Origin of the sequence: Micromonospora fiedleri (genome assembly GCF_016774385.1) — a bacterium.
In the GTDB taxonomy this organism is placed as follows: Bacteria; Actinomycetota; Actinomycetes; order Mycobacteriales; family Micromonosporaceae; genus Micromonospora; species Micromonospora gifhornensis.
In genome coordinates, this window is the sequence record NZ_JAETXL010000003.1 from 647,893 (window position 1) to 660,710 (window position 12,818).

Sequence of the window (12,818 nt, forward strand, 5' to 3'; positions counted from 1 at the left end):
GGAACAGTCATGAAGCCCGCTCAGCCAGCGCCGCAGCCGGCAGCCACAGAGGTCGACGTCGTGGTGGTCGGATGCGGTCCGGTCGGCGCGTTGACCGCGAACCTGCTCGGCCTGCGCGGGGTGAGCACACTTGTGGTGGAGCGCAGCACGACGCCGCACGGTCAGCCCCGGGCGTTCTCCTGCGACGACGAGGCGTTGCGGATCTACCAGCAGGTGGGGCTGCTCGACCGGATCGGCGCCGACCTGCACCAGCCGGCCCGCGCCGACTACGTCAACGCGGCCGGGAAGACCTTCGCCACCATCGACTTCTCGCAGGTCGACTTCGGGTTCGGGCACGCGCCGCTGAACTTCTTCGACCAGCCGCGCCTGGAGCAGATCCTGCGCGGCGGGCTCGACCGGTACGACCACGTCGAGCTGCGGCTGGGCACCGAACTGGTCAGCCTCTACCAGGACGACGACCGGGTGCACCTGGTGCTGCGCGACGTGGCCACCGGGCAGTCGTACCCGGTGCAGGCCCGGTACGTGCTGGGCTGCGACGGTGCCCGCAGCACCACCCGCACGGCCGTACGCATCCCGCTGGCCGGGGCGAGTTACGCCGAACCGTGGCTGGCCGTCTCCGGTGACGTGCCGGCGGAGGCGATCCGTGCGCCGCACACCACGTTCGTCTGCGACTGGCGACGGCCGGCGTTCGTCTCCCCTGGTGCCCGGGGCAGCTACCGGGCCGAGTTCATGCTCCAGCCGGACGAGACCGAGGCCGACATGACCCGCCCGGAGCGGATCGCCGAACTGGTCGAGCCGTACGTCGATCCGGACCGGTTCACCGTCACCCGGGCGGTGATCTACACCTTCCACCATCTGATCGCGCAGCGGTGGCGGGAGGGGCGGGTGTTCCTGCTGGGCGACGCCGCCCACCAGATGCCCCCGTTCCTCGGTCAGGGACTGTGCAGCGGGCTGCGCGACGCGACGAACCTGACCTGGAAGCTCGCCCTGGTGCTCGGCCGCGACGCCGACCCCGCGCTGTTGGACACGTACGAGACCGAACGGCGTGGGCACACCGCGGCGATGGCGGACACCAGCGTCCGGCTCGGACGGGTGTTCCTGGCCCGCAGCCGTCCCGCCGCGTGGCTGCGGGACACCGCGCTGCGGGCGGTGCAGACCGTGCCCCGGGTCCGCCGGTTCGTGCGGCGTTTCGAGTTCAAACCCCTGCCCGCGTACGACCGGGGCCTGTTCGCCGGTGGGCGGCGCCACGGTGCGGTGGGCACGATGTTCCCGCAGCCCCGGGTCACCGTGGCCGGGTCGGCCGACCCGGTCCTGCTGGACGAGGTGCTCGGTGCCGGATTCGCCCTGCTGGGCACGGCGGTGCCGGCCGGCAGGCCCGGTTGGCCGGGGGTGCCGGTGCGCACCGTCGTGGTACATCCGGCGGGCAGCACGGGCCTGGCCGCGACCTGTGCCGAGCCCGATGACGGGCAGGTGCATGTCGTCGACGTCGACGGCGTGATCGTCTCGTGGCTGCGTCGGCACCGGTGCGACGCGGTGGTGCTGCGGCCGGACCGGTTCGTCTACGCCCTCGGGTCCGCAGCGGACGACACGCTGCTGCCGTCCCTGGCGGCGGCGCTCGGTACGCCCGGGACCGTCGCTGCGACGCGGTCGACCTGATCGGTCGGCGAACGCGGCGTCCGACGTCGACCGAACGGCCGGACATCACCGTCCCTTTACGACTTTCCGCCGGTCAGCGGGTGAGCGGGGTGCCGCCGGCAGGGTGACCAGGTCTAGCATGTGGATCACCAACCGTGACCCCCTGGTTGACATCGGCCAACAGCCGAGTGAAGGGAAACCACACGTGCGTCGAACCCCCCATCTAGCCCTGGTGGGCGTGGGTGTGACCGGTGCGCTGGTGCTCAGCGCCAGCCCGGTCGCCGCGAAACCCGCGCCCGCCTCCACCACCCCCGGCATCGTGGTCAGCGACGGCATGACCCAGCCGGTCTTCTCGCTCGCCGACGCGATCGAGGAGCGGGTGTACGTCGAGACTCCGGTGGACACCGACGGCGACGGCCGTCGTGACCGGGTCGCGATCGACATCTCCCGTCCTCGGGAGACCGCCACCGAAGGCTTCAAGGTGCCGGTCATCTTCGAGCACAGCCCGTACCGCAAGGGCACCTGGGGCAGCGTGCCCTACCACAGCGTGCTGGTGGACGAGCTGCCGCAGAACGGTGTGACCCACCCGTCCGTGTCGCTGTCCGCCGACGTCGAGACGCAGGGCGCGGTGACCAAGCCCAACCTGCCCGGCCAGCTGGACGACTACTACGTGCCGCGCGGGTACGCGGTCGTGCTCGGCCAGAGCGTCGGCACCGGCGACTCGGACGGCTGCCCGACCAGCGGCGACCAGGCCGAGACGCTGGGCACCAAGGCGGTCATCGACTGGCTCAACGGCCGGGCCAAGGGGTACGACGCCAACGGCGCAGCGGTCAAGGCCGACTGGAGCACCGGCGCGGTCGGCATGACCGGCGCCTCCTACAACGGCACCCTGCCCAACCAGGTCGCCACCACCGGGGTCAAGGGCCTCAAGACGATCGTGCCGGTCGCCGCGATCAGCAGCTGGTACGACTACTACCGAGCCAACGGTCTGGTCGTCGCGCCCGGCGGCTACCAGGGCGAGGACGCCGACATCCTGGCCAAGTACACCGCCGGTCGGGCCCGCGCCGAGGGCCACTGCGCCGACGAGATGGCCACGCTGACCGAGGAGCAGGACCGGGTCACCGGCGACTACTCGAAGTTCTGGGCCGACCGCGACTACCTCGACGCCAAGAAGGTCAAGGCCAGCGTCTTCGTGGTGCACGGCCTCAACGACTGGAACGTGCGTACCGAGCAGTTCGCCGGCTGGTGGGACGAGCTGGCCAAGCACAAGGTGCCGCGCAAGCTCTGGCTGCACCAGGGTGGGCACAGCTCGCCGGGCAACACCGCCGCGGTGACCCTGCCCGACGGTAAGACCTGGACGTACAAGCAGACCGAGAACCGCTGGTTCGACTTCTGGCTGTGGAACGTGCCCAACGGCATCATGGACGAGCCGACCGCCGTGGTGCAGCGCGAGAACCGGGTCAACACCACGTACGCCAACTGGCCGGACCCGGCCACCCGTGACGTGAAGCTGGCGCTCGGCGCGACCGACGCGACCAGCCCGGGCACGCTGATCGCCGGCAAGCGCCCCAAGGACGCCACCGTCGAGCAGAGCTTCGTCGACAACGGCCGCACCCTGTCGCCGAACGTGCTGGTCGCCGCGCCGGACGTGGCCAACCCGAACCGGCTGGCCTACCTCACCCCGGAGCTGACCCAGGACGTCCGGATCTCCGGGCGCGCGGAGATCCGGCTGCGGATGGCGATCGAGAACAAGTCGGCCGCGAACCTGACCGCGTACCTGGTCAACTACGGCCCGGCCGGCTCGACCGCCGCGCCGACCGTGGTGACCCGCGGCTGGCTCGACCCGCAGAACCGCAAGGACGCGGCGCGCACCGAGCCGCTGAAGCAGGGCAAGCTGTACGACCTGAAGTGGACCCTGGAGCCGAAGGACTACGTCTTCCCGGCGGGTAACCGCATCGGCGTGGTGGTCTTCTCCACCGACCAGGCGTACACCCTGCTGCCCCTGGGTGGCACCGAGTTGCGGGTCGCGCCCAAGCACAGCGAGTTGCGCCTGCCGGTGGTCGGCGGCCAGAAGGCCCTCGCCTTCTGAGTCGACGCCCGACCCGGATGATCCACGGGCCCGCCGCCGGTACGCCGGTGGCGGGCCCGCTCGCTGTCCCCGACCTCGCGCCGACCGCGTTCATATTCTTATTGCAAAGAACTTGCAACAAGGTAGGGTGCCGGCATGGACGCTGAACCACGTACCTCGCAGGACTCCGGCCGACGCCCGGTGACCACCACGGGCCGGACCGTGCGACGGTCCCTGGTGCTGCACTCCGAACTGCATCGCCGCCCCCAGGAGATGCTGCGCGCGATGCTGGCGCAGGTGGACGCCGACACCCCGCCCCACGGGCCGGACGGGCCGGTGGCCACCCTGGAGCGGCGGATCGCCGCGCTGCTCGGCAAGGAGGAGGCGCTGTTCTTCCCGTCCGGGACGATGGCGCAACAGGTCGCGCTGCGCATCCACGCCGACCGCCGGGGACGCCGGGCGTTCGCCGCGCACCCGCAGAGCCACCTGGAGGTCTGGGAACATCGGGGGTACGCCGTCGTCCACGGGCTGCACTGCCACCCGGCCGGCGACCGGCACCGGCTGATGGACCACGACGACCTGATCGCCGTCGGCGAGCCGCTCGCGGCGGTCATCTGGGAGCTTCCGCAGCGTGACATCGGCGGCCAACTGCCGCAATGGGACGACCTGGTCGCCCAGACCACGGCGGTACGCGACCGCGGCGCGGCGACCCATCTGGACGGTGCCCGGCTCTGGGAGGCCCAGACCTGCTACGCGCGGCCGTTCGCCGAGATCGCCGCGCTGTTCGACACCGCGTACGTCTCGCTCTACAAGGGTCTTCAGGGCACCGGTGGTGCGGTGCTCGCCGGGTCGGCCGACGTCCTGGCCGAAGCCCGGGTCTGGCGGCGGCGGCTCGGTGGCGACGTCTACGACGCCTGGCCGCTCGCGCTGGCCGCCCTGCACGGCCTGGACACCCGCCTGCCGGCCTACCGCGACCACGCGCTGGCGATCGCGGCGGCCATCACGGCCGACGGGGTGGCCCGGGTGGTGCCGGATCCGCCGCAGACGCCGCTGTTCCACATCCACCTGCCCGTCGGGCCGGCCGCCGCCGAGCGGGCCGCCACGGCCCTGCTCGCCGAGACCGGCGTCGAGCTGTTCCGCCGGACCTGGTCGGCACCGGACCCGCACCGGTGCGCGTTCGAGGTGACCGTCGGGGAGAACGCCATGGCGTTCACTGCCGAGGAGGTCGTCGACCTCCTCCATCAACTGCTGCGGTACGCCGCCTGACCCGATCAGGCGCGGAGGGTACGCAGGATCCGGGTCAGTTCGGCCCGGTCGGCGTCGTCGAGGTGCCCGAAGAAGCGGTCTGCAGCGGCCCGGCGGGCCGCGCGGATCTCGGTGCCGACCCGGTGGCCCTCCTCGGTGAGCGCGACCAGGGTGGCCCGTCGGTCGGCCGGGTCGGGTCGGCGCGTGACGAACCCCCGGTCCTGAAGGTCGTCGATGACCTCGGTGGCCGAGCGGGGCGCGATGCGCAGGTGCTCGGCGAGCGTGCCGGGGCGGGCCTCGCCGAGGCGCGCCAGCACGCCGAGCGCCCGGGACTGGCTGGGGGTGACCGCCCAGGGTTCGAGGGCCTCGCGCGTCTGTCGGCGCAGCCGTGCCGCCACCGCCCTGAAGGTCTCCGCGAGGCTCTCGTCGTCGACGCCGCCGGTGGTGGGCTCGGTCACCGGAATACCGTAACACGAGATACGGTTGCACCCTCATAGAGAGGTAACCTCAGCATCTGATCCCGACGAGAGGCGGTTCCCCTTGGAACCCTCCCCCAGCGGCCGCGACCGCGGCCACCGCACCCTCAGCGCCGAGGAGAAGGCGCAGGCCCGCCAGGTGTCACTGCGCCGCATCGGCCGACTCTTCACCCCGCACCGGCCCGCGCTGGCCGTCGTCACCGCGATCATCGTGGCCTCCTCCGTCATCGCGATGGCCACCCCGTTCCTGCTGCGTACGGTGATCGACCGCGCCCTGCCCGAAGGCGATGTGACCCTGCTGGTCTGGCTGGTCCTCGGCATGGTCGCGGTGGCCGCCGTCACGGCCGTGCTCGGCGTGGTGCAGACCTGGATCTCCACCCGGGTCGGTCAACAGGTGATGCACAAGCTGCGCACCGACGTCTTCGGCCACCTCCAGCGGCAGTCGCTGGGCTTCTTCACCCGCACCCGCACCGGGGAGGTGCAGTCCCGGATCACCAACGACATCGGTGGGATGCAGTCGGTGGTCACCTCCACCGCCACCGCCGTGGCGTCCAACCTCACCACCGTGGTCGCGACCGCGGTCGCCATGGTGGCGCTGTCCTGGCAGCTCTCCCTGGTCTCACTCGTCGTGCTGCCACCGGCGATCTGGCTGACCCGCCGGGTGGCCCGGATGCGTCGGGAGATCACCGCCCGCCGCCAGCGCGAACTCGCCGACCTCAACGTCACCGTCGAGGAAGGGCTGTCGATCAGCGGGGTGCAGCTGGCCAAGACCCTCGGCACCGGGCCTGCCCTGATCGACCGGTTCACCGCCTCCTCTGCGCGGCTGGTGGACCTGGAGTTGCGCAGCGAGCTGGCCGGCCGGTGGCGGATGGCCACGATGAGCATCATCTTCGCCGCCGTACCCGCCGTCATCTACCTCGCCGCCGGTCTGCCCGGCACCGCCGGCACGCTGAGCATCGGCACCCTGGTCGCCTTCACCGCCCTGCAGAGCGGCCTGTTCCGGCCGCTGACCGGGCTGCTCAACGTGGGCGTCTCGCTGGCCGCGTCGCTGGCGCTGTTCGCCCGGATCTTCGAGTACCTGGACCTGCCGGTCGACGTCGACGACCCCGCCGAACCGGTCCACCTCGACCCCACCCGGGTACGCGGGCACGTGCGCTTCGAGGACGTCACCTTCACCTATCCGGGCAACGACACCGCCGCCCTCGCCGGGATCAACCTCGACGTACCCGCCGGCGCCCACCTCGCGGTGGTCGGTGAGACCGGCTCCGGCAAGAGCACCCTCGCCGCGTTGGTCAGCCGGCTGTACGACCCGACCGCAGGCCGGGTCACCGTCGACGGTGTGGACCTGCGCGACCTGCGCCTGGCCGACCTGGCCGCGATCGTCGGCGTGGTCAGTCAGGAGACGTACCTGCTGCACAGCACCGTCCGGGAGAACCTGCGCTACGCCCGGCCGGACGCCACCGACGCCGAGATCGAGCAGGCCGCCCGCGCGGCCCAGATCCACGACCTGATCGCCGGCCTTCCCGACGGGTACGACACGATGGTCGGCTCGCGCGGCCACCGGTTCTCCGGCGGCGAGAAGCAGCGCCTGGCCATCGCGCGGACGCTGCTGCGTGACCCCCGGATCCTGGTCCTCGACGAGGCCACCAGCGCCCTGGACACCGAGACCGAACGGGCCGTGCAACGCGCCTTCGACGTGCTCGCCGAGGGACGTACCACGATCACCATCGCCCACCGGCTCTCCACCGTCCGCGACGCCGACCAGATCGTGGTGCTCGACCACGGCCGGGTCGTCGAGGCCGGCGACCACCACAGCCTGAGCGACCGCAACGGCCGCTACGCCAGTCTGGCCTCCTGAAGGCCGGGCTGGGATGATCGACGGGATGGCGGGATCACTCTTCGCAACCAGCGACCTGCATGTCGGGTACGCGGAAAATCGACAGATCGTCGACCGGATCGAGCCGGAGTCCGCCGACGACTGGCTGGTCGTCGCCGGTGACGTCGGCGAGCGCTTCGACGACATCGAACGCACGTTGCGCCTGCTGCGTGGCCGGTTCGCCCAGGTGATCTGGGCGCCCGGCAACCATGAGCTGTGGACGCACGCGTCGGATCCGGTGCGGCTGCGCGGCGAGCACCGCTACCGGGACCTGGTCCGGATGTGCCGAGACATCGACGTGCTCACCCCGGAGGACGACTACGCCGTCTGGCGGGGGCCGGGCGGGCCAGTGACGATCGCCCCGCTGTTCCTGCTCTACGACTACACGTTCCGGCCGCCGGGCGCGGACACCAAGGAGGAGGCGCTGCGCCAGGCGTACGACAAGGGTGTGGTCTGCGTCGACGAGATGGTGCTGCACCCCGACCCCTACCCGGACCGGGAAGCCTGGTGCCACGCCCGAGTGGCGCTGTCCGAACGTCGCCTCGCGGCGGCGGATCCGGCGATGCCGACGTTGCTGGTCAACCACTGGCCGCTGGTGCGCCAGCCCACCGAGGTGCTGTGGTACCCGGAGTTCGCGCAGTGGTGCGGAACGGTCCGCACCGCCGACTGGCACGTACGCTTCCGGGCCGCCGCGGTGGTCTACGGTCACCTGCACATCCCCCGGACGACCTACTACGACGGCGTACGGTTCGAGGAGGTCTCGCTCGGCTACCCCCGGGAGTGGAGCCGCCGGGGCCCGACCCCGGACCCGCTACGTCGGATCTTCGGGACCCCCTCGTGATCGGCGTGCCGCTGCCGGTGCCCGCGGGTCAGTAACCGATCGTGCGGTGCAGCCGCAGGAACGTCTCGGTGAAGCCGAGCCTCGGCCAGGTGCGTGAGGACAGCAGGTTTGTCACCCGCCAGTCGGTGACGACGCAGTCGAAGCCACTGTCGACGGCCCAGTCGACGACGGCCGTGCCGAGCGCCCGACCGGCACCGGCCCCACGGGCGGGTGGGAAGACCGCGGCGTAGCCGAGGAACCCGGCGTTGTCCGGGCGGGCCGGGCCGAGGTGGCTGCTCGACTTCTCCAGCGCACACCCGATCGCGGAGCCGATCACCGTGCCGTCGCGGACGGCGACGAAGGTGGCGTACTCCGGGTTGTCGATGTCGTCGGCCCAGTCGTCGAGGCTCTCCTCGACGGTGCCGATCCGGCCGGCCGAGAAGGTCGGGGAAAGGCCCTGGTGCGTCGGTAGTTCGAGGTCGAGCCGGGCGAGGTCCGGAATGTCGGCCCGGGTGGCCCGGCGTACCGTCAGGTCTTGGGCCAGGGGCTTGGTGGCCGGCTTCGTCGCCGGCCGGACGGCGTGCGCGTGCTGCTGGCCGAAGCCCAGCCGGCACCAGGCGCGGACCAGTTCCTGGTCATCGGCCGGCACCACGACGTAGTGCGCGGTGCGGCCCTCGTCGACCCAGCGGGTGGCGGCCGCCGCGTACAGGTCGCGCATCGTCTCGGCGTCGGTGGCCGCTTGGCCGGCCGCTTCCACCCAGATGTTCGGCCCCCACAGCGGCGAGGCCTTCGGCGCGCCGAGCACGAACCCGACCGGTACGCCGCCCCGGGTCGCGACCGCGCCGGAGGCGTCCGGCGCCTTGAACGCGGCGGTCACCTCGGCGACGGCGGTCTCGGATGCCTCGAAGCGGGGCGAGAGCAGCGGCTGCGCGAGACGGTGCCGGCGGTGCCGCTGTGCCAGCAGCGCGCCGCAGGCCGTCAGGTCGCCGGCCTCGAACGGCCGGATCTCCACCGGGGACATGGGCGGCACGCTAACGCGCACCCCGCACGCCCGGCACCCGATTTTCGGGCCCGGCACTCCCCCGGCCTCATCACCCTACCTAACGGTAGGTAGGGTGATGGCATGACTTCCGATCCGATCGTGCAGGCCGTCGAGCTCACCAAGGTCTACGAAACCCGCCGGGCGCTCGACGACCTCGCGCTTCGTGTGCAACCGGGCAGCCGGTTCGTCGTGCTCGGGCACAACGGCGCGGGCAAGTCGACGCTGCTGGAGATCATCGCGACGCTGCGGGTGCCGACCTCCGGCTCGGTGCGCGTCGGCGGCTTCGACACGGTACGCCAGCCGCGAGAGGCGGGCCGCCTGATCGGCCTCGCACCGCAGTCCAACGCCCTGGACCCGCTGGCCACCCCGACGGAGGTGCTGGACTTCCAGGCGGTGGCCCTGGGCCTGGGGCGGCGTCAGCGCACCCGCCGTACCCGCGACCTGCTCGACCTGTTCGGCCTGGGCGAGCACCGCGCGTCCCGGGTGGCCACACTGTCCGGGGGCACCCGGCGCAAGCTGGACCTGGCTGTCGCACTTGTCGCCGAGCCGACGTTGGTGATCCTGGACGAGCCGACCACCGGCCTGGACCCGCTCGCCCGCATCGACTTCTGGGCCGAACTGACCCGGCTCAACTCCGACGGCACCACCCTGCTCATCTCGACGCAGGACCTGCACGAGGCGGACGTGCTCGCCACCGACATCGCGGTGCTGCGCGAGGGCAGGGTCGTCGCCCAGGGCACCCCGGCCGCACTCAAGCACCGCGTGGGTACGCGCACGCTGACCCTCGACCTGTCCACCGACGCCGTCTCGACCGCCCTCGTCTCCTCCTCCCGCGTCGGCTTCCTCACCGACGACGACCACGCCAACCGGGTACGCCTCGGCATCTCCGACGACCCGGCGGCGCTGCGGGACGCGCTGGCCGAGATCAGTGGCGTGGCCGGCGAGATCACCGGGCTTCACCTCTCCGAACCCTCGCTCGACGACGTGTTCGTCGCCCTGGCCGCCCGCTGACCCCCGCCGCCACCCGAAAGGCTTTTCCGATGACCCTCCCGTTGGCCGTCGCCGCACCTCGACGTACCCCGGCTCCCGTCGTCCTCGCGGCCGTGCGGCGGTCCACCCGAGCCGTGCTCCGCTCACCCGCGCTGCTTGTCGCGCCCGTCGCGCAGAGCCTGTTCTTCCTGCTCGTCTACGCCGGGCAGCTCAGCACCGTCGGCAGTTCCTACCTGCCCGGGACCGGCTTCATCGCGTTCCTGCTCCCGCTGATCCTGCTCACCGGGGTCGCCACCGGCGCGGGCGCCGCCGGCACGCTCGTGCTGCGCGACATCACCAGCGGATACCTCGACCGCCTCCGGCTCGCCCACGGCAGCACCACCCCGTTCCTCGTCGGCCCGGTCGTCGCCGCGCTGGTCGCGGTCGTCGCGCAGATGGTGATCACGGTCGTCGGCGCCACGGTGATCGGCTACCGGCCGCAGAGCTGGCCCGGGGTGTTCGCGATGCTGCTGCTGATGGTGGCGCTGGGACTCGGTGTGGCGCTGCTGAGCACCGCGCTGGCGATCCGGTCGGCCTCGGCGTCCACCACCGGGCTGGTCCCGCTCGCCGTGTTCGGGCTGTCCTTCTTCACCGGCGTCTTCGCGCCGGTGGACGAACTCGCGACCTGGATGCGGTTGATCGCCACGGTCAACCCGCTGACCTATATCGTCGAAACCGCCCGTCAACTCGGCAGTGGCGACACGCTCACCGCTGCCCCGGTCGGTGTCACGGCAGTCGCCATCCTCGCTGTTGCCGGAATCGCCGCCTGTGCCCTGGCCCTGCGCAACGCGAGGAAGAGACGATGAGTCCGCACACCGACACCCGCGCCCAGATCATGGACGCCTTCGCCGAGCAACTCGCCGCGACCGGCTACCAGGGCATCTCGTTGGCGCAGGTGGGGCGGACCGTCGGCATCCAGAAGCCCTCCATCTACCACCATTTTCCGGGCGGCAAGGAGGACCTCTACATCGCGGTCGCCGAGCGTTACATCCGCGACGTCGGTGGGCGGCTCGCCGCCGCGCTCGTCGACCATCGTGACGTCGAGGAGCGGCTCGGCACGCTCGCCGCGGTGGTGGCCGGGCAGAAGGGTGAGTCGATCACCTTCGAGCAACGCATCTACGACGCGCTGCACCTGGTCTCCGACGAAACCCGTGACCACGTACGGGCCTGCTACGTGAATCTGGTGCTGGACCCGGTCACCGCGTTCTTCACCTCGGCGCGCGACCAGGGGGTCGTCGCCGGTGAGCCGGCGTTCCTGATGAACGCGTTCCTGCATCTGGCCCGCGCCGCGGATCTCACCGACGACACCGGCCCGACCAGGATCGTCGCCCTCTTCCTCGACGGCGCACGCCCACGGTGACCCGGCCGGCGTGCCCCGGCGACCCGCACGCCGGAGCGGGCGTGCCCGGTCTGGGGGTCGCCGGGCACGCCTCGGCTCAGCGGAAGGCGGAGTGGCCGGTGAGCACCTGGCCGATGATCAGCTGGTGGACCTCGGAGGTGCCCTCGTAGGTCAGCACGGACTCCAGGTTCGCGGCGTGCCGGATGACCGGATAGTCGAGGGTGATGCCGGCCGCGCCGAGGATGGTGCGGCACTCCCGGGCGATGGCGATGGCCTCCCGGACACTGTTGAGCTTGCCGAGGCTGACCTGCCGGTGGTCCAGGGTGCCGGCGTCCTTCGCCACGCCGAGGTGCATCGCCAGCAGCATCCCCTTGCCCAGTTCCAGGCTCATGTCGGCGAGCTTGAGCTGGGTGGCCTGGTACGCGGCGAGCGGCCGGTCGAAGATCTGCCGGCTGCGGGCGTACTCGACGGTGGTCCGAAGGCAGTCGTGGGCCGCGCCGAGCGCCCCGAAGACGATGCCGAAGCGGGCCTCGTTGAGGCAGGACAGCGGCCCGGACAGGCCCGCCGCCGCCGGCAGCATGGCGTCGGCGGGCAGCCGCACGTCGTCGAGGACGAGTTCGGAGGTGACCGAGGCGCGCAGCGACTGCTTGCGGGTAATCTCGGCGGTGGTGAAGCCGGGTGTGCCGGCGGGCACCAGGAACCCCCGTACGCCCTCGTCGGTGCGGGCCCAGACCACCGCGACGTCCGCGATCGACCCGTTGGTGATCCACATCTTGGTGCCGGTCAGCACCCAGTCGCCGCCGTCGCGGCGGGCGCGGGTGCGCATGCCGGACGGGTCCGAGCCGAAGTCCGCCTCGGTCAGCCCGAAGCAGCCGATCGCCTCGCCGGCGGCCATCGGGGGCAGCCACTGCTGCTTCTGCTCCTCCGAGCCGAACCGCCAGATCGCGTACATGGCCAGCGACCCCTGCACGGAGACCAGGGAACGCAGGCCCGAGTCGCCGGCCTCCAACTCGAAGCAGGCCAGCCCGTACGCGGTGGCGGAGGTGCCGGCGCAGCCGTACCCCTGCAGGTGCATCCCGAGTACGCCGAGTTCACCCAGCTCACGGGCCAGCTCCCGGGCCGGCAGCTGACCGTCGTCGTACCAGGTCGCGATGTGCGGCCGGACTCGCCGGTCGACGAACTCGCGCACGGCGGCCTGCAACTGCCGGGTGTCGTCGTCGATCAGCGAATCGATCCCGAAGTAGTCGAGGGTGGACGCGGGAACGGTCAGGGTCACGGTCGGTTTCCT

The 12,818-nt window shown here is 71.8% G+C and carries 11 protein-coding genes; 8 read left to right on the top strand and 3 right to left on the bottom strand.

Annotated elements, in window-relative coordinates; genetic code table 11:
• Positions 1-9 precede the first annotated feature (9 nt).
• From JMF97_RS10710 to JMF97_RS10720, 3 genes are all read left to right on the top strand, one after another.
• Positions 10-1,656, top strand: coding sequence for a bifunctional 3-(3-hydroxy-phenyl)propionate/3-hydroxycinnamic acid hydroxylase (locus JMF97_RS10710; RefSeq protein ID WP_203221401.1), 1,647 nt, complete (start codon positions 10-12; stop codon positions 1,654-1,656).
• A gap of 184 nt (positions 1,657-1,840) precedes the next feature.
• Positions 1,841-3,724, top strand: coding sequence for a Xaa-Pro dipeptidyl-peptidase (locus JMF97_RS10715; protein WP_307816863.1), 1,884 nt, complete (start codon positions 1,841-1,843; stop codon positions 3,722-3,724).
• A gap of 135 nt (positions 3,725-3,859) precedes the next feature.
• On the top strand, positions 3,860-4,969 hold the full coding sequence (locus JMF97_RS10720; RefSeq protein WP_203221402.1) for a threonine aldolase family protein: 1,110 nt from the start codon (positions 3,860-3,862) through the stop codon (positions 4,967-4,969).
• Positions 4,970-4,974: 5 nt separating this feature from the next.
• On the opposite strand, the gene JMF97_RS10725 is transcribed toward JMF97_RS10720, so the two are convergent.
• Complete coding sequence (locus JMF97_RS10725) at positions 4,975-5,406, bottom strand: MarR family winged helix-turn-helix transcriptional regulator (protein WP_203221403.1); 432 nt, start codon at positions 5,404-5,406, stop codon at positions 4,975-4,977.
• Positions 5,407-5,488: 82 nt separating this feature from the next.
• On the opposite strand from JMF97_RS10725, the gene JMF97_RS10730 reads away from it, so the two are divergent.
• Both JMF97_RS10730 and JMF97_RS10735 read left to right on the top strand, forming a co-directional pair.
• The gene (locus JMF97_RS10730; RefSeq protein WP_203221404.1) at positions 5,489-7,282 is read left to right on the top strand and encodes an ABC transporter ATP-binding protein; all 1,794 of its coding nucleotides are present in this window, start codon (positions 5,489-5,491) and stop codon (positions 7,280-7,282) included.
• 25 nt (positions 7,283-7,307) lie between these two features.
• On the top strand, positions 7,308-8,141 hold the full coding sequence (locus tag JMF97_RS10735) for a metallophosphoesterase family protein (protein ID WP_203221405.1): 834 nt from the start codon (positions 7,308-7,310) through the stop codon (positions 8,139-8,141).
• 28 nt (positions 8,142-8,169) lie between these two features.
• Here JMF97_RS10735 and JMF97_RS10740 read toward each other — a convergent pair whose 3' ends face one another.
• Positions 8,170-9,141 carry a GNAT family N-acetyltransferase gene (locus JMF97_RS10740; protein ID WP_238359063.1) on the bottom strand — a complete coding sequence of 324 codons (972 nt, stop codon included), beginning with the start codon at positions 9,139-9,141 and terminating at the stop codon, positions 8,170-8,172.
• Positions 9,142-9,243: 102 nt separating this feature from the next.
• Here JMF97_RS10740 and JMF97_RS10745 point away from each other — a divergent pair, with 102 nt between their 5' ends.
• Genes JMF97_RS10745 through JMF97_RS10755 form a run of 3 tightly spaced genes read left to right on the top strand, consistent with a single transcriptional unit; the run spans position 9,244 to position 11,551 of the window.
• Entirely contained in the window at positions 9,244-10,173 is a 930-nt protein-coding gene (locus JMF97_RS10745; RefSeq protein WP_203221406.1) for an ABC transporter ATP-binding protein, read from the top strand.
• Between the two features lie 29 nt (positions 10,174-10,202).
• The gene (locus JMF97_RS10750; RefSeq protein ID WP_203221407.1) at positions 10,203-10,997 is read left to right on the top strand and encodes an ABC transporter permease; all 795 of its coding nucleotides are present in this window, start codon (positions 10,203-10,205) and stop codon (positions 10,995-10,997) included.
• Positions 10,994-11,551, top strand: a complete 558-nt coding sequence (locus JMF97_RS10755; protein ID WP_203221408.1) for a TetR/AcrR family transcriptional regulator — start codon at positions 10,994-10,996, stop codon at positions 11,549-11,551. Before JMF97_RS10750 ends, JMF97_RS10755 begins: the two co-directional genes overlap by 4 nt.
• A gap of 76 nt (positions 11,552-11,627) precedes the next feature.
• On the opposite strand, the gene JMF97_RS10760 is transcribed toward JMF97_RS10755, so the two are convergent.
• Positions 11,628-12,764 (bottom strand): acyl-CoA dehydrogenase family protein, encoded by a 1,137-nt coding sequence (locus JMF97_RS10760; protein ID WP_412101334.1) that lies wholly within the window; start codon positions 12,762-12,764, stop codon positions 11,628-11,630.
• Positions 12,765-12,818: the final 54 nt, after the last annotated feature.